The sequence below is a fragment of the uncultured Winogradskyella sp. genome, assembly GCF_937958655.1.
Lineage (GTDB): Bacteria > Bacteroidota > Bacteroidia > Flavobacteriales > Flavobacteriaceae > Winogradskyella.
Genome location: NZ_CALGNH010000076.1, coordinates 13,549 through 29,223 on the forward strand (window position 1 = coordinate 13,549; position 15,675 = coordinate 29,223).

Annotated in this window: 14 protein-coding genes and 1 pseudogene; 9 read left to right on the forward strand and 6 right to left on the reverse strand. The window is 34.2% G+C overall.

The window, feature by feature from the left end; all coding sequences use genetic code 11:
- Positions 1 to 71 precede the first annotated feature (71 nt).
- Complete coding sequence (locus tag Q0800_RS12875; protein WP_299130479.1) at positions 72 to 1,082, reverse strand: beta-ketoacyl-ACP synthase III; 1,011 nt, start codon at positions 1,080 to 1,082, stop codon at positions 72 to 74.
- Between the two features lie 307 nt (positions 1,083 to 1,389).
- On the opposite strand from Q0800_RS12875, the pseudogene htpG reads away from it, so the two are divergent.
- The 3 genes and pseudogenes from htpG to Q0800_RS12890 all read left to right on the forward strand — a co-directional run bounded on the left by htpG (position 1,390) and on the right by Q0800_RS12890 (position 4,825).
- Positions 1,390 to 3,300, forward strand: a pseudogene (htpG, locus tag Q0800_RS12880) (molecular chaperone HtpG).
- Between the two features lie 118 nt (positions 3,301 to 3,418).
- Positions 3,419 to 4,054, forward strand: coding sequence for a hypothetical protein (locus tag Q0800_RS12885; RefSeq protein WP_299130480.1), 636 nt, complete (start codon positions 3,419 to 3,421; stop codon positions 4,052 to 4,054).
- Between the two features lie 186 nt (positions 4,055 to 4,240).
- On the forward strand, positions 4,241 to 4,825 hold the full coding sequence (locus Q0800_RS12890) for a Crp/Fnr family transcriptional regulator (RefSeq protein ID WP_299130481.1): 585 nt from the start codon (positions 4,241 to 4,243) through the stop codon (positions 4,823 to 4,825).
- A gap of 190 nt (positions 4,826 to 5,015) precedes the next feature.
- On the opposite strand, the gene Q0800_RS12895 is transcribed toward Q0800_RS12890, so the two are convergent.
- Positions 5,016 to 7,469: a T9SS type A sorting domain-containing protein gene (locus tag Q0800_RS12895; protein ID WP_299130483.1), complete on the reverse strand. Its 2,454-nt coding sequence runs from the start codon at positions 7,467 to 7,469 to the stop codon at positions 5,016 to 5,018.
- Between the two features lie 152 nt (positions 7,470 to 7,621).
- On the opposite strand from Q0800_RS12895, the gene Q0800_RS12900 reads away from it, so the two are divergent.
- The 3 genes from Q0800_RS12900 to Q0800_RS12910 all read left to right on the forward strand — a co-directional run bounded on the left by Q0800_RS12900 (position 7,622) and on the right by Q0800_RS12910 (position 10,625).
- Positions 7,622 to 8,257 carry an MOSC domain-containing protein gene (locus Q0800_RS12900; protein ID WP_299130485.1) on the forward strand — a complete coding sequence of 212 codons (636 nt, stop codon included), beginning with the start codon at positions 7,622 to 7,624 and terminating at the stop codon, positions 8,255 to 8,257.
- Between the two features lie 56 nt (positions 8,258 to 8,313).
- Positions 8,314 to 9,270 carry a 23S rRNA (adenine(1618)-N(6))-methyltransferase RlmF gene (rlmF, locus tag Q0800_RS12905; RefSeq protein ID WP_299130487.1) on the forward strand — a complete coding sequence of 319 codons (957 nt, stop codon included), beginning with the start codon at positions 8,314 to 8,316 and terminating at the stop codon, positions 9,268 to 9,270.
- A 119-nt stretch (positions 9,271 to 9,389) separates the two neighbouring features.
- Positions 9,390 to 10,625, forward strand: coding sequence for a DEAD/DEAH box helicase (locus Q0800_RS12910; RefSeq protein ID WP_299130490.1), 1,236 nt, complete (start codon positions 9,390 to 9,392; stop codon positions 10,623 to 10,625).
- A gap of 165 nt (positions 10,626 to 10,790) precedes the next feature.
- On the opposite strand, the gene Q0800_RS12915 is transcribed toward Q0800_RS12910, so the two are convergent.
- From Q0800_RS12915 to Q0800_RS12925, 3 genes are read right to left on the reverse strand one after another with little or no spacing between them, the layout of a single operon-like run.
- Positions 10,791 to 11,951, reverse strand: coding sequence for a hypothetical protein (locus tag Q0800_RS12915; RefSeq protein ID WP_299130492.1), 1,161 nt, complete (start codon positions 11,949 to 11,951; stop codon positions 10,791 to 10,793).
- Entirely contained in the window at positions 11,935 to 12,447 is a 513-nt protein-coding gene (locus Q0800_RS12920; RefSeq protein ID WP_299130494.1) for a hypothetical protein, read from the reverse strand. Before Q0800_RS12920 ends, Q0800_RS12915 begins: the two co-directional genes overlap by 17 nt.
- Complete coding sequence (locus Q0800_RS12925) at positions 12,431 to 12,979, reverse strand: RNA polymerase sigma factor (protein WP_299130496.1); 549 nt, start codon at positions 12,977 to 12,979, stop codon at positions 12,431 to 12,433. The genes Q0800_RS12920 and Q0800_RS12925 overlap by 17 nt, the downstream gene beginning before the upstream one ends.
- A gap of 183 nt (positions 12,980 to 13,162) precedes the next feature.
- Here Q0800_RS12925 and Q0800_RS12930 point away from each other — a divergent pair, with 183 nt between their 5' ends.
- Positions 13,163 to 14,140 carry a hypothetical protein gene (locus Q0800_RS12930; RefSeq protein ID WP_299130498.1) on the forward strand — a complete coding sequence of 326 codons (978 nt, stop codon included), beginning with the start codon at positions 13,163 to 13,165 and terminating at the stop codon, positions 14,138 to 14,140.
- On the forward strand, positions 14,133 to 14,489 hold the full coding sequence (locus Q0800_RS12935) for a hypothetical protein (protein ID WP_299130500.1): 357 nt from the start codon (positions 14,133 to 14,135) through the stop codon (positions 14,487 to 14,489). Before Q0800_RS12930 ends, Q0800_RS12935 begins: the two co-directional genes overlap by 8 nt.
- Positions 14,490 to 14,606: 117 nt before the next feature.
- Here the strand turns inward: Q0800_RS12935 and Q0800_RS12940 are convergent, their stop codons facing one another.
- Positions 14,607 to 15,287: a M15 family metallopeptidase gene (locus Q0800_RS12940; RefSeq protein WP_299130502.1), complete on the reverse strand. Its 681-nt coding sequence runs from the start codon at positions 15,285 to 15,287 to the stop codon at positions 14,607 to 14,609.
- 32 nt (positions 15,288 to 15,319) lie between these two features.
- On the opposite strand from Q0800_RS12940, the gene Q0800_RS12945 reads away from it, so the two are divergent.
- On the forward strand, positions 15,320 to 15,675 hold a 356-nt coding region (locus Q0800_RS12945; RefSeq protein ID WP_366518847.1), incomplete at its 3' end, for an alpha-ketoglutarate-dependent dioxygenase AlkB.

A 15,675-nucleotide genomic window follows, 5' to 3' on the forward strand; every position in this document is an offset into this window, starting at 1 on the left:
TTTGGTTAAAAAGTTATTGATTGATTAATTGTTTAAAATTTTCTTGTTATACTTGGCATCAAGGCACATATTTACCACTTAATTATAGCACTTCCCCAAGTAAAACCACTCCCAAAGGCTGCTAAGACAACAGTATCTCCTTCTTTAATTTTACCTTCTTCCCAAGCTTCAGTTAAAGCTATTGGAATAGATGCAGCGGTTGTATTACCATAACGCATAATATTATTGTACACATTAGCATCTGGTAATCTAAATTTTTTCTGTATAAATTGAGCTATCCTAAGATTAGCTTGATGCGGAATTAGCATATCTATATCTTCTTTTTGAAGCTCATTTGCTGCTAAACCCTCTACAATAGCTTCACTAAAACGCACCACAGCATGTTTAAACACAAACTGACCATTCATGTATGGATAATACGATGTGTCGTCAGGATTGTTTTCATTCATAATAGTATCTACCCAACGCCCTGTGCTTGGCCCTTCTAAAGCCAATTCTTTAGCATGTTTGCCTTCAGAATGTAAATGGGTAGACAAAATACCCTTGGTATGGTCCTCTTCTCTACTCAATACTGCTGCACCTGCACCATCTCCAAAAATAACGGTGACATGGCGTCCGCGTGTTGAGCGCTCTAAACCACCAGAATGATTTTCACTACCTATGACTAAAACATGTTTATACATGCCAGTTTTTATAAACTGATCGGCAACAGATAATCCATAAATAAAACCCGAACATTGATTTCGGATATCAATAGCTCCTATGGTATCCATATCCAAAAGCTCTTGCACGCGCACACCACCGCCAGGAAAATACATGTCTGGACTAAGCGTTGCAAACACAATAAAATCAATATCATCCTTTGTTAACCCAGCACGTTCAATGGCTATTTTAGCAGCCTTAGCTCCCATTATAGATGTGGTATCATCACTGGTTTTAGGATCAATCCAACGACGCTCTTTTATACCAGTGCGTTCTTGTATCCACTCATCGCTTGTATCCATCCATTGTTTAAGATCATTATTAGTGACCACATTCTCTGGCACATACTTACCTAAACCTGTTATTCTTGAGTTAAACATAGGTTCTCAATTAAAATTTTAGAAGAAGCAAATTACAAAATATCAGCTTCTAAATAAAAATATAAAGGCATGGTTTTCTCATAAAAATTCAGAACTTCAACCTAGGTTTAATTGACATCATCTTATGCCATCTTGTCATAAATTTAGTCTTGGTATTTTATTTGAATAGCCTTGTTTCAGATATAAATTATAATTAACAAATTTCTGCTGTCACATTTAGCATTGGTTGAAAAGAAAATAAATTTTCTTAAAAAGAAGATAGCACAGCTAATGAAAATGCATGCAGAACTAACAAAAACGACATAAAATGGCAAAAGGAAGTATTAATGTATCGGTAGAAAACATCTTTCCGTTAATTAAAAAGTTCTTATACTCTGATCACGAAATATTTTTACGTGAACTTATCAGTAATGCAACAGACGCAACTTTAAAATTAAAACACTTAACAAGCATTGGAGAGTCTAAAGCAGACTATGGCGAGCCTAAGATTGAAATTAAAATAGATAAAGAAGGCAAGAAACTTCATATTATCGATCAAGGTTTAGGTATGTCGGCAGAAGAGGTGGAAAAATACATTAACCAAGTGGCATTTTCTGGTGCAGAAGAATTTTTAAACAAATATGAAGATTCTGCCAAAGATGCTGGTATTATAGGTCATTTCGGTCTTGGTTTTTACTCTGCATTTATGGTTGCCGATAAGGTAGAGATTATCACCAAATCGCATACAGACGCACCTGCAGCGCACTGGACTTGTGATGGCTCTCCTGAGTTTACGCTAGAAGAAGCTGACAAAACCGAGAGAGGAACAGAAATCATATTACATATTTCTGAAGATGAAGTAGAGTTTTTAGAGGAGCCTAAAATCCGAGAGTTGTTAACCAAGTATAACAAGTTTATGCCTATTCCGATTAAATTCGGAACAAAGGAAATTAACGACCCTGAGCACGAGCCTAAAACCACAACGGACAAGGATGGCAAGGAAACTACCGAACCTCACAGACAGATTACTGTAGATGATATAATTAACAATCCAAATCCTGCTTGGACAAAACAACCGGCAGACTTAGAAGATGGAGATTATAAGTCATTTTACAGAGAGCTCTATCCTATGCAGTTTGAAGAGCCTCTTTTTAACATACACCTTAATGTAGATTATCCGTTTAATTTAACTGGGATTCTTTATTTCCCAAAAATGACAAACGATCTTAACATACAGAAAGACAAAATTCAACTTTACCAAAACCAAGTCTTTGTAACGGATAATGTAGAAGGTATTGTACCCGAGTTCTTAACCATGTTAAGAGGGGTTATTGATTCGCCAGATATTCCACTAAATGTATCGCGTTCTTATCTGCAGGCCGACGGTAATGTAAAAAAGATTTAATCTTACATTACACGCAAAGTTGCAGATAAATTAAAATCGCTTTTCAACTCTAATCGTGAAGATTTTGAAAAGAAATGGAATGATATAAAAATCGTTATAGAATACGGTATGCTATCCGAAGAGAAATTCTTTGAGAAAGCAGATGCATTTGCCCTATACCCAACAGTAGACGGCAAACACTTCACGTTTGAAGAATTAACCAACGCTATAAAAGCAAAACAAACGGATAAGGATGATAAAATGGTGATTCTATATGCTTCTAACAAAGACGAACAGCACAGTTATATTGAAGCTGCTAAAGCTAAGGGTTACGAAGTATTATTATTAGACTCACCAATAGTAAGTCACTTAATGCAAAAATTAGAGACCACAAAAGAAAATATATCTTTTGCTCGTGTAGATGCAGACCATATTGACAACCTTATCAAAAAAGACGAAACGGCAATTTCTAAATTATCGGATGAAGAAAAAACCAAATTAGACGAATTACTTAAAGCGGTTGTACCGTCAGATAAGTTTATGGTACAGTTAGAAGCCATGGATAGTAACGCATCCCCTTTTATGATTACACAACCAGAATTTATGCGTCGTATGAAAGAGATGCAGCAAACTGGCGGAGGCGGTATGTTTGGTATGGGGAATATGCCAGAAATGTACAACTTGGTGGTAAACACCAATCATGATTTGATAAACGACATATTAAATACCAAAACGAGTAAAAAACAAGAGCGCTTAATTAATCAAAGTTTAGACTTAGCACGTTTGTCTCAGGGCCTTTTAAAAGGCGAAGAGTTAACGAACTTTATTAAGAGAAGTTATGACATGATAAAGTAGACTTTGTCATGCTGAACTCGTTTCAGCATCTCATAATCAATACAAAAACCACTTAGTAAACTCTAAGTGGTTTTTTTTGGTTTTAATTATTTTAATAACTTCGTTAAAAAATAAATCTATGAAAACCTTTCTTTATGCAACCTTTGCTATAATGCTTTTGGGATGTTCCTCTGATGAAAATAACATTGAGCCTACTACACCACCGCCTGCTACAACACAAATATCAGATTCTAATTTTGAACAAGCCCTAATAGACTTAGGCTTTGATAATGAATTAGACGGAAGTATTTTAACCTCTAGCGCTGAAGTGGTCGATGAATTAATAATTGATGATAAAAATATTTCTGACTTAAGTGGGCTTCAAGATTTCATAAACTTATACAATCTATCAGCTAACGGAAATAATTTATCTAGCGTAAATGTTTCTTCAAACACTCAATTAAAATTCATTTTTTTAGATGATAATAGCCTTGATGCAATCAATGTTCAAAATCTCCCAGAATTAGAAAAATTGAGTCTAAGTAATAATATGATTAGCGTACTTAATGTAGATAACATTGTTACTTTACAACAGCTTATGGTTGATGGTAATAGCATCTCTCAAATCAATGTTTCAACCAATACAAACCTCAATGTTTTAGACACACGCAATACTAATATCTCTTGTATTAAAGTTAATAACGATCAGTTAGCTAACATCCCTAGTGGTTGGGATAAAGATGATAGTGCGTCATATAACACAAGTTGTAATTAACAAACTTGGGTATAAGCTTTGCTCAATAAACCGCCTAAATTATTGGGTGATTTTTTATTTTATTTATCTTAGAAATAAGGCCTCACTCAACTAAAAATCATACTGTATTTTGTTAATTTAACAAACATAAACAACTCATTTAAAATGTTTTACGTAAATTACATAAGACTTTTAATTTTATAAAGGGTGCCATCGGATAATTCAAAAATTAAAGACATATTTAAAACTGTAGTTTTTTCAGAAGTTGAAGTAAAACTTATTGATAAATTATTTCAAAAACTTACACTATCTAAAGGAGACATTCTAATTCGTCCTAATGATAATGTGGACTCTCAATTTTATATTTTAAAAGGCTGCTTAAGAGCGTTTCATTTAAATCTGCAGGGAAAAGAATATACCGTTCAATTTGGCATAAAAGATTGGTGGATTAGTGATTATATCGCATTTTTCACAGGTGAAAAAGCTACCATGACTGTAGAAGCCTTAGAGGATTCTGTTCTTTACAGAATTAAAAGAAAAGACAAAGAATTGTTATACCGTCAAATACCAAAAATAGATCGATTTTTTAGAATAAAATTAGAACGTGCCTTTGCAGCTTTCCAAAAACGCATTTTAGCAGATTTATCCCAACCCGCTAAAGAACGTTATAAAAGTTTTATAACAACCTATCCAGAAATATCAAAAAGAGTAAAAAACTATCATATTGCATCCTATTTAGGTATTACCACAGAAAGTTTGAGCAGAATTCGTAAGGAAATGTTAACTAATTAATTTTTTGATATATATCAATTTTTTTTTATAATCTTAACTCTAAATTTGTAACACCTAAGACAGATTAAAATCCCTTAAGATTAATAGCTAAAATAGCGTAAGTTATGCGACTTGCGCTTTTTTTATGTATTAAAAAAGACCATCTAAAGATGGTCTTTTTAATTATAGTAAACGGTTTTTTATTATGCTATTAATCTAAAATCAATTTATGTGTAGAAGTTCCACGTTCGGTATTAATATTCACAATATAAATACCTGAAGCCATTGCGCTTATATCCATTTGGTTTGTACCGTTTCCGATTGTAAATTGTTTAACTATATTACCTGTAACAGATACAATCTGCACATTGACCTCACCACTAACAGCATCATCAATAACAATATTGAATTGCCCTTTTGTTGGGTTAGGATAAATATTTAGGACAGAAACCTCATTAAAATCCTCAATGGATAAAGCCACTTGAGATTCGTAGGCACCAATATCTCTAGACAATCCAAAAACAGGTTGCCCAATCTGATCTACAAAAGTATCTGCAGGATCACCAGCATTATAAGCAGGAGACGTATCTAATAATTGATGCGTCAACGTAGTACCACCATTATTCTGTAAAGGGCCTAAAAGTGGATCAATACCTTCAATATCATTAGCTTGACTTGTAAAAATTCCTAAATCATCCATACCAATCAAATTATAATCATTAGAGGTTAATGTACCTGATACATCTATACCTGATGACGCAGTATTTAACGCCACAATCGTGTTCTTTAAGCTAACACTATTTACTGCATCAATACCTCCACCATTACCGGCAGATGAATTCATTGCTACGGTTACAGCATTAAAATCTAAACTAGCTCCATTATTAGTAGCACCACCACCAGAAACTGAGGCTGAGTTACTAGAAATAGTACTTGTTATTACATTAGTAATTGAACCACCATTATTGTAGATTCCACCACCAAATGCAGCGGTATTATTATCTATAATTGACATAGAAACATTCATGGTTGTTCCATTTTGGTTCCAAAGTCCACCTCCTTCGTTAGCAGCAGCATTACCTGATATTGTGCTTGATGAAATTGTAATTAAACCTGATGTTCCTGTAACATGAAATCCACCTCCATTTCCTGGCGCAGCGGTCCCTGCAATCCCATCAACATCATTATTAATCATGCTAGAGTTGGTAAAGATTAAGTTTCCGTCAATCAACTCAATAGCGCCACCTGCTCTATTAGCAGAATTACTTTCTAATGACGAGTTTGTTACTGTAACATCACCATCTATACTCAGTAAACCACCACCAGAACCTGCCGTACCATCTGCAATGTTATTTGTAATGGTCGTACCATTCTGTACTATTAGCGTACCTCCGTTATTGAAGATACCTCCACCTCCATCATCGGCTGCATCTCCTGAGGCTGTATTACCATTTATCGTAACTCCGTCAACGGTCATTGTTCCCGAGCCGTTCCATAGACCACCACCTTCTAGTGCTGCAATATTACCATTAATCGTGCCACCTATAACAGTAGCATTACCTGGGCCTGTGATGTGAAATCCACCACCATTGCCTGGTGCTGACCCTGTGGTATTGTTATCTAAAGTAACATTCATTAAAGTCACCGTACCAACACCATTGGTTGAGTTGTCCTCGATACCTCCACCTGCTCTATTGGATGTATTGCCTGTTATTGTAGAATCCGATACCGATACCGAACCGCCATCTACGTTTTGGATACCTCCACCAGAACCTGCCGTACCATCTGCAATGTTATTTGTAATGGTCGTCCCATTCTGCACTATTAGCGTACCTCCGTTATTGAAGATACCTCCACCTCCATCATCGGCTGCATCTCCTGAGGCTGTATTACCATTTATCGTAACTCCGTCAACCGTCATTGTTCCAAAACCATTCCATAATGCGCCACCTTCTAGTGCTGCGATGTTGCCTGTTGCTGAACCACCAATGATATTAACCGATCCATTACTAGACACATGTATTCCTCCTCCATTTCCTGGTGCAGCCGTTGCAGGCGAAATTCCAGCATTATTATTTATAAGGTTTACATTATTTAGCGTTGTAGTAATTGTTGCTCCGCCAGCTGTTTTGTCTTCAACACCACCACCGGCTCTATTCGCTGTATTATTTGAGATTTCTGAATTATTAACCACAAGCACTCCACCAACATCATTATAGATCCCACCACCAGAACCTGATGGAGAACCAATACCATTAGCAGTATTGCCAGTGATAATAGAGTTATTAATAGTTACCATTGCGTTGGTCATGTAAATACCACCACCATCAAAAGCTAATCCATTGGTAATGGTAAGATCATTTAATGTTACATCACCTGATGTAACATTAAATACCCTGCCATTATTGTTGGCATCGATTATAACTGTTGTTCCGACTGTTCCATTAATAATTAAATCTTTATCTAGCACTAATTCACTATTTAAAGTTACCGTTAATACTGCTGGTGCAAAAGTAATTGTACCACCAGGTGGTGTATCTGCAATTTCATTTCGCAGTGTTCCGTCTGTTCCATCATCTGCACCACTGGTTACCAGTTGGGCAAATGAAAATGTTGAATGAAAAATTGCTGTAATAACAGCAATTAGAGTAACTCTGTGTTTCATTTAGAAGAATTTTAGATTTATAAAATAGTTGTTCCTTAAGGGGGTAAAACGATATATCTACGTAGAAATTAACGTGGAGGTTTTAAAAACGTGTGTTTTAACATTCTTTAACACCTCATCATTTTGCATAAATGTTTAATATCTTTGAGCCTATGAAAGTTATCTCTACCAACATAGCACAACCAACCACCTTTACATGGCAAGGTGAAACTGTGACAACTGGCATTTACAAAAAACCTACTGAAGTATCGATTTATCTGGAAAAAGAAAATGTAAGAGGAGACGAGGTGTCTGACAGGTGCGTACATGGTGGTGAGTTTAAAGCATGTTACTTGTTTTCTGCCAATCATTACCCTTTTTGGCAGAAGTTATATCCTAATCTTAATTGGACGCATGGTATGCTCGGAGAAAACTTAACCGTTGAAGATTTAGACGAAAAACAACTATTTGTTGGAGATATCTACAAATTAGGTAAAGCCATAGTGCAGATTACCATACCAAGAGAACCTTGTTTTAAGTTTGCTCATAAATTTGGAGACCATACTATTTTACAGAAATTTATAGACCATGGCTATTCTGGTTCTTATGTTAGAATCTTACAAAATGGAGAGGTAAAAACTGGAGATATTTTTCTACGCCTTAAACGTGCAAAAAATAGTATTTCTATTTTTCAATTTTTTAAATTGCTATTTGCAGATGATAAAGACCAATCGCATTTAAAACTTTTACTTGATAATGATAGCATACCTCAGCGCCTAAAGAAGAGACTAAACTTCTTTCTTCAATAATAGGTTGTGCTATCCTTTTGGATTAGATTACCTTTGTTTTAAGAAATCACTATAACGTGCAAAACAAAAAAGAGCATCCCAAAGTAAAATCTCGGCTTCATCCGAGAAATAAACATAACGCACGATACAACTTTGAAGAACTTATTAAAACTTCACCAGAATTAGGCCAATTTGTAGCACCCAATACGTTTGGTGATGATTCCGTAAACTTCTTTAATCCAGATGCTGTTTTAGCTTTAAACAGAGCATTACTAATTCATCATTACGGCCTCAGTTTTTGGGAAATACCTAAGCATTATCTCTGCCCACCGATTCCTGGTAGAGCAGATTACATTCATAATATTGCCGATTTACTTAAAGGAGATAGTGATAACATTCCAAAGGGTAAGCATATTAAAGGTTTAGATATTGGTGTTGGTGCCAATTGTATCTACCCTATTATTGGTAACCACGAGTATGGATGGTTCTTTATAGGAAGTGAGACCGACGAAACATCTGTTACATCAGCAACTAATATTATTACTAATAACTATAGCTTAAAATCTACTATAGACATTAGGCATCAAAAACAAACTAATCACTTTTTTAAAGGAGTTTTAAATACTAATGAAAAAGTAGATTTCACTATATGCAACCCACCATTTCATGCATCGTTAGAAGCTGCTCAAAAAGCGAGCCTTAGAAAACTAAAAAATCTAAAAGGAAAAGTCAAACCCAAGCCAACACTAAACTTTGGAGGTCAACACAACGAACTTTGGACCAAAGGTGGAGAAGCGCGTTTTATTAAAGACATGATTTACGAAAGTCGTCATTTTGCAAAACAGTGTCTATGGTTTACAAGTTTAGTCTCTAAAGAAACTACTTTAAAACCAACATATAAGATTTTACAAAAAGTCAAAGCCAAGAGTATTAAAACCATTGCCATGGGACAAGGCCAAAAAGTAAGTCGCTTTATCGCTTGGACCTTTTTATCGGAGACAGAACAAATGGATTGGATTAAACACCGTTGGTAATATTATTCTACCTTTGCTTCGTTTTTATCCTTTTTGCTAAGGCAGCAGTCCACTAACTAAAACGTGGATTCCGCATTAAGTGCGGAATGACAGAATTATTTTGAATATAAATTAAAAAAATGTCATTTAAAGACTTAAAGTTAATAAAACCACTGCTTAGGGCCATTGATGCTTCAGGATATACTGAACCTACTTTGGTTCAGCAAAAAGCTATTCCACCAATACTAGAGCAAAAAGATGTTATTGTCTCTGCACAAACAGGGACTGGTAAAACCGCTGCTTTTGCGCTACCTATTTTGCAGCATTTGTTCGATAAGCAAGATGCGCCCAAACGTGGTAAAAAAATTAAGGCTTTAATTATAAGTCCAACACGAGAGTTAGCATCGCAGATTCAACATAATTTTAAGACCTACGCACAGTTTTCTAATTTAAGATCCTTTGCCATTTTTGGAGGTACATCCATAGAGCCTCAAGTTGATGTTCTAAAAAAAGGTATCGATATTTTGGTAGCCACACCTGGTCGACTTTTAGATTTACACAAACAAGATTATATTAACCTAGACCATATAGAAACTTTTGTTTTAGATGAAGCAGATTTAATGTTAGCCATGGGTTTTATAGATGATGTAAAAAAGATTGAGCGCCTATGCCCAGAGCAGAAACAAACCCTTTTATTTTCTGCAACAATTCCATATAAAATTGAATTATTAGCAAGTTCTATTTTAAAAAATCCTGAACGTATTGATGTAACACCAACACATTCGGTTGCTAAAGACATTAGCCAAGTATTATACTACGTCCCTAAACGACGAAAAATCGAGCTATGCTTACACTTACTGCGCAATGAGATTAAAGGCAATGTGCTCATCTTTAGACGCACCAAGTTTGGTGTTAATAAATTAGAGCAATCATTACTAAAAAATGGTTACAAGGCAGATAGCATCCATGGCGATAAAAATCAAAGCGACAGACAAACTGCTTTAAACAAGTTTAAAAACGGCTACGCTAAAATTTTAATTGCTACAGATGTTGCTGCGCGTGGTATTGATATAGACCAATTAGATAATGTCTTTAATTTTGACATACCAAACCAAGCAGAAACCTATGTGCACCGAATAGGCAGAACAGGAAGGGCTGGAAATATAGGAAAAGCCCATTCTATGTGCTCGGCTGATGAAAAAAGCTATGTAAAAACGATTGAGCAGTATATCAATGTTCAAATCCCTGTTGAAACAGAGCATCCTTATCCTCTAGACCCAAAGGCAAAACCTATAGTCCATAAAAAGAAAGGCAGTAAGTATAAAAAAGGGCGTAAAGGTGAAGGTTCGAAAAAGAAGAAAAAGCGATGGTATTGATTTAGATTGTTAGACCAATTAGATAAAAAAGCTAATGGCTAATATCTTTTACATCCCTAAAGTCCCCTCAAGGGAACAATTTCCCTAAGTTTATTGGTAACTATTGTCCCCTTGAGGGGACTTTAGGGGTGTTTTTATAAATTACACAATTCAATCTTTAAATCTTCACTCACCAAAGTCAATAAAATCTTTACCAAATCTAACAATACCATGTACTGAATTAATTTTGATTTTATTCGGTGCCGTTTCTTCACCAATTACCATCATTTTTGAGGATTTATTTTTACGACTTGGTTGAATTTCAGTTATAATATTATCCCAATAATGAACGGTGTTATGCCCAAAGGTTTGAATATTATACTCTATTTTTTCTGGTAAAAACAGATTGATTTCTGAGTATTCTGTATTCATAGTAAATTCATCAAAATCAACAGCAAAATTGTGTAACCAAAATATACTATTAAAATCAAAAATCTTTACATTTTTGCCGATTTCACCAATCCTAAAGTCAGCAAACTCACTATCCATATTTACATTATTAATTTTAGCCAACAATACTTTACTGACATGATTAAACTTATATGTGCCACCCTGTAAAATGCTTGCTCTAAATTCACCATTTACAACATCAAAATTATTTAAATTATTGCTCATGCTTTGAAACTGTAATTTCGAATTTCTCGCGTTTAATATCATTTGACTAGCTATATCCATATTAAATGTCATATTAGAGTTGATTACCGTTGCTCTTAAATTGAGATTCTTCGGTATTTTAATTATAAAATTTGTTCTATAGCTTTTTATATTTTTCATTTTTATTTTTTTCTTCTTTTTCTTGCTGTCAAAAGCTTTGATATTCTTTATATATTCTTTAATACTTTTTATTCTGGAGCCATCATTTATAGACATAAAATATTGTCTACCTTTTCTAAACTTTCTAGTAGAAGGTTCTTTAAAGGTTACGTTATTACCTTCAAACGTAATTCCGAAAAGAGTTTCTACACTATACACTACATCACCTCTTGTACTTTGACTATCCGATTTTAGAACCAGTTTTCCTTTTTCAATCTCAGCAGATACTTCTATTTTATTTATTATCTCTTGAGTTTCCTTCTTCGAATAATTATTAAAATTTATACTATAATTAAAATGCACTTTATCATCTTCAGACTTCTGCACATTAATGGAAGTACTATTTAAGTCTAGCTCCAAAGTGCTTAGGTTGGTCGCATCAAACGAATTTTTATAAATTTCGATTTGTTGCGCACTTGCAACCAAGGATGTTATTAATAATAGTAGTATCGGAAGTTTAAATCTTGATTTCATTCTGTTCGTTGTTTTGATTTAAAATTTTGATGTGTTTTTGTATATCTTTTAGTATCTGTAGGCGTGTTTGCAGATTATCTACCAAAGCTTCAATCACTAATATATTATTAGCGTCGTTCTTAAATTGCTTAGAGACCTCTTGATAATCTTTATCTAATTCATTAAGTTTCTTTTTGAATCGCGCTACCAAAACCTCATCCTCTGCAATGGCTATAAAGTTTTGCCATTCGTTTTCTATATCCTTTAAATACTCAGCTTCTACGGCTTCTATTTGTGCCAGCATTGGCGAAATTTCTTCGCTTGGTTTGTTATAAAACATGCTGAACCCAATGGTTAAAGCTATGATAGCCACTACCGCAACACTTAACCAATAGATCGTTTTTGGTTTTCGTTTTGTTTGCTTTTTAAGTTTTTCTAAAAACTCTACACTGTGATTCTCTGGAAGTGGTTTTAAATCCTCTTCCGCCTTAAATAAGTCTCTAATATCTCGCTTCATTATACTTTGGTTTTAATAGTTCCCTTAATCTTGCTTTACCTCTACTAAGGTGGGTTCTAGAGGTTTTAATCGGTATCTCTAATATTTCTGAAATTTCTTGATGGTCGTAACCTTCTATCAAGTAAAGTTTAACTACAATTTTATGTTTTTCTTTGAGTTGGTCAATGGCATCTAGTATCACTGTTTTAGTAATAGATGCGTCAAAGTCCCAATCATCATCTTCTATAATTTGTATGGTCTCAATCTCATGGTCGCTAAACTTTAGTTTACGCTTCTTTAAAGTATCCAAACACTGATTAATGATGATGCGCTTTAACCATGCGCCAAACGTAGCATTTGGTTGATAACTGTCTAAATTTACAAACGCTTTTAAAAACCCGTCTTGCATAGCGTCCTTGGCTTCCTCTTCATTATCTAAATAACGACATGCAATAGTGAACATGGCCTGAGCATAGTTGTTATAAACTTGCATCTGCGCCACTTGGTTTCCTTTTTTACAGGCTCTTAATAATTTATCTATTGGGTTGTGCATTAAAATAGCTGGCGTCTTTATATTGTAAAAACGAAAGAAAAATAAAAGGGTTTCAACTTTTTAATAAAAAAGTTGAAATTAATTGATTATCACTAAATTTATTTCAGCATCTTTAACATAAACAGTTTTCAGACTCTGAAACAAGTTCAGAGTGCCAATAATTAATATTATCTCTGAATTTACATGAACTTTTACAAATACCTACTGCTATTATTATTTTGTCCATTTGTAAATGCTCAAGTCACCGTTTTAGACAGCATCACAAAATACCCTGTAAGCTATGCGACCATCTCATTTGGTAATGGACAAGGCCTTTTTGCAGACGATGAGGGACAATTCTACTTTACTAAAACATTATACCCAGATGTTGACTCGCTTTTCATTTCTGCATTAGGATTTAAAAACCTTAAAGTCTCTACTAAAAATCTTTCTAATCAATTACTAATGCAACCTCAAGTTGACGAACTTGATGAAGTTGTAATAGATATTAAACCTAACAGAAAATTTAAAGTTGAAAAACTAAAACCCTATTTAGACGACGATTATTACAATTGTTGGCTACCAACCATTGCGTCAGAAATTGCAGTGTATTTTCAAAAAACATCTAATAAAGACCAGATATTAACATCTGTAATGTTTCCTATAGCCTTAGAGTCTAAAGACTGGAAAAAACGCAAGCGCTCCAATAGTGATAAAAAGAAATTCTCAACCTTATTTAAGGTTAATTTTTATGCTAATAATAACGGTATACCCGGAAATCCCTTAACTTATGAAACCATCGTTTTTAGAGCAACTGAAACGGATGGTGATTTCCACAAACTCAATGTAGAAGAATTTGATTTAAACATACCAAAGGCTGGTTTTTTTGTATCCATACAGGTTATGGGTTACACAGATAAAAACGGTAAATTATTGCCCAATAAAAAGTATAAAGAGATTAAATCTAAAAATGGTGTCGTTAAGATACCTACAAATTTTAGACCACTACTGCCGTTTACAAATAAAATTGAAACTAAAAACACTTATGTTAAACGTGTGTTTATCAATGGTAACAATTGGGTGAAATTTGATAAAGGCAATACGTTTAAATCTAGCTTGTTAGATAAGGGACTTTATAATTATGGCATTGGTCTAACTTACAAAACTTTTAAAGATGACTGAGCCCATTAGCCTCTACATTATGGCAGCGATGTATATTTTGGCTGGTCTAATGCATTTTATAATTCCAAAAGTGTATCTGCGCGTTATGCCTTCGTATTTGCCCAATCCTAAGTTTTTAAATTATAGTAGTGGTATTGCTGAGATACTTCTTGGCATTGGTCTTTGCATACCAATACTTAAGGCGATATCTATTTATTTTATTATTGCAATGTTAGTTATATTTCTAATCACTATTCACCTTTACATGCTATCGAGCAAGAAAGCGTCCGGAGGGATTCCAAAATGGATATTAATTTTGAGAATTCCTCTACAGTTTGGGTTAATGTATTGGGCTTGGTATTATTTGTAGATAGCGCTTCAAAATAATTCTATGTCATTCAGAGGTAGAGCCGGAGAATTTCTACATTAATAAAGACGTTATAGATCCTTCACAGCGTTCCTTGTTCAGAATGACAGCGCCAGTATATTATTTTATCTCAAAATCAAAATACGTCTTAGGAAATGGTTCCCAACGAAGCGTAAAGTGCCACCATTCTTTTGGGTAATTTCTAAAATTGTGCTTAAGCATTACGGACTTAAGAAGCTGTCGGTTTTGTTTTTGCCTTTCGGTAATACCTTTGTAGGCTACCCAAGACTGCTCGCCAAAAAAATCAAATGGGCTTCCCATATCTAATGGCTCACCAGTATTACCATCAATAATAGCTAAATCTAATGTACTACCTCTACTGTGCCCGGATTTAGACGCAATATAACCCAATTTAAATAGGTTTCTTTTTTTTACTTCAGGATAGAAAATACTTTTATTTACAGTATCATTTAGTACTCTTGCCCAACGTACAAAATGATTAACAGCGCGTTGTGGCCTGTAACCATCATAGACTTTTAAGCACAAATTTTGTTGCTGTAGTTCGTCTTGTACTAACTTTAATTTTTCTGCTGCTGCTTTAGTTAAGATCAATCGATTAGCTTGATAGCCGTCTATAGTATCACCAACAAAATTGTTAACGCTATAATAATGTAGGTCAACATCTAAATCTGGTATTACGGATTTTGCATACACAAAACCATCTGGTAACTCTTGTTTTTGTTTAAAACTTAAAGTTACGAGCATGAGTGAAAGAAAATATATAAGTGTTTTATAATTCATACCGATGTACTAATTTAGAGAAAATTTATGCTATGAATCTGTTTTCGCAAGAGAAACAACATTTTAATCTTCCAAATGCGGAATTAATCTATATTCCCCAGGTTTTTAGTAAAACAGAATCCGATAATTATTTTAGTACTATAAAGGAAAATACCAATTGGCAACATAATGATATTACTGTTTTCGGTAAAACCTATAAAGAACCGAGATTAACAGCATTGTTTGGCGAAACAAAACAACCGTATGGCTATTCTAATCTTGTTTTATATCCTGAACCATTTACAAAAGACTTAAAACACATTAAAACTAAAGTAGAACACTTATCGCATAACAAATTCAACACCTTACTAATTAATCTATACAGAAATGGTAATGACAGTAATGGTTG

Excerpts from the sequence above, each read along its gene's own strand:
- Q0800_RS12875 (WP_299130479.1), bottom strand. The coding sequence starts at position 1,082 with ATGTTTAACTCAAGAATAACAGGTTTAGGTAAGTATGTGCCAGAGAAT.
- Q0800_RS12885 (WP_299130480.1), top strand. The coding sequence starts at position 3,419 with ATGAAAACCTTTCTTTATGCAACCTTTGCTATAATGCTTTTGGGATGT.
- Q0800_RS12895 (WP_299130483.1), bottom strand. The coding sequence starts at position 7,469 with ATGAAACACAGAGTTACTCTAATTGCTGTTATTACAGCAATTTTTCAT.
- Q0800_RS12900 (WP_299130485.1), top strand. The coding sequence starts at position 7,622 with ATGAAAGTTATCTCTACCAACATAGCACAACCAACCACCTTTACATGG.
- Q0800_RS12910 (WP_299130490.1), top strand. The coding sequence starts at position 9,390 with ATGTCATTTAAAGACTTAAAGTTAATAAAACCACTGCTTAGGGCCATT.
- Q0800_RS12915 (WP_299130492.1), bottom strand. The coding sequence starts at position 11,951 with ATGAAATCAAGATTTAAACTTCCGATACTACTATTATTAATAACATCC.
- Q0800_RS12920 (WP_299130494.1), bottom strand. The coding sequence starts at position 12,447 with ATGAAGCGAGATATTAGAGACTTATTTAAGGCGGAAGAGGATTTAAAA.
- Q0800_RS12925 (WP_299130496.1), bottom strand. The coding sequence starts at position 12,979 with ATGCACAACCCAATAGATAAATTATTAAGAGCCTGTAAAAAAGGAAAC.
- Q0800_RS12930 (WP_299130498.1), top strand. The coding sequence starts at position 13,163 with ATGAACTTTTACAAATACCTACTGCTATTATTATTTTGTCCATTTGTA.
- Q0800_RS12935 (WP_299130500.1), top strand. The coding sequence starts at position 14,133 with ATGACTGAGCCCATTAGCCTCTACATTATGGCAGCGATGTATATTTTG.
- Q0800_RS12940 (WP_299130502.1), bottom strand. The coding sequence starts at position 15,287 with ATGAATTATAAAACACTTATATATTTTCTTTCACTCATGCTCGTAACT.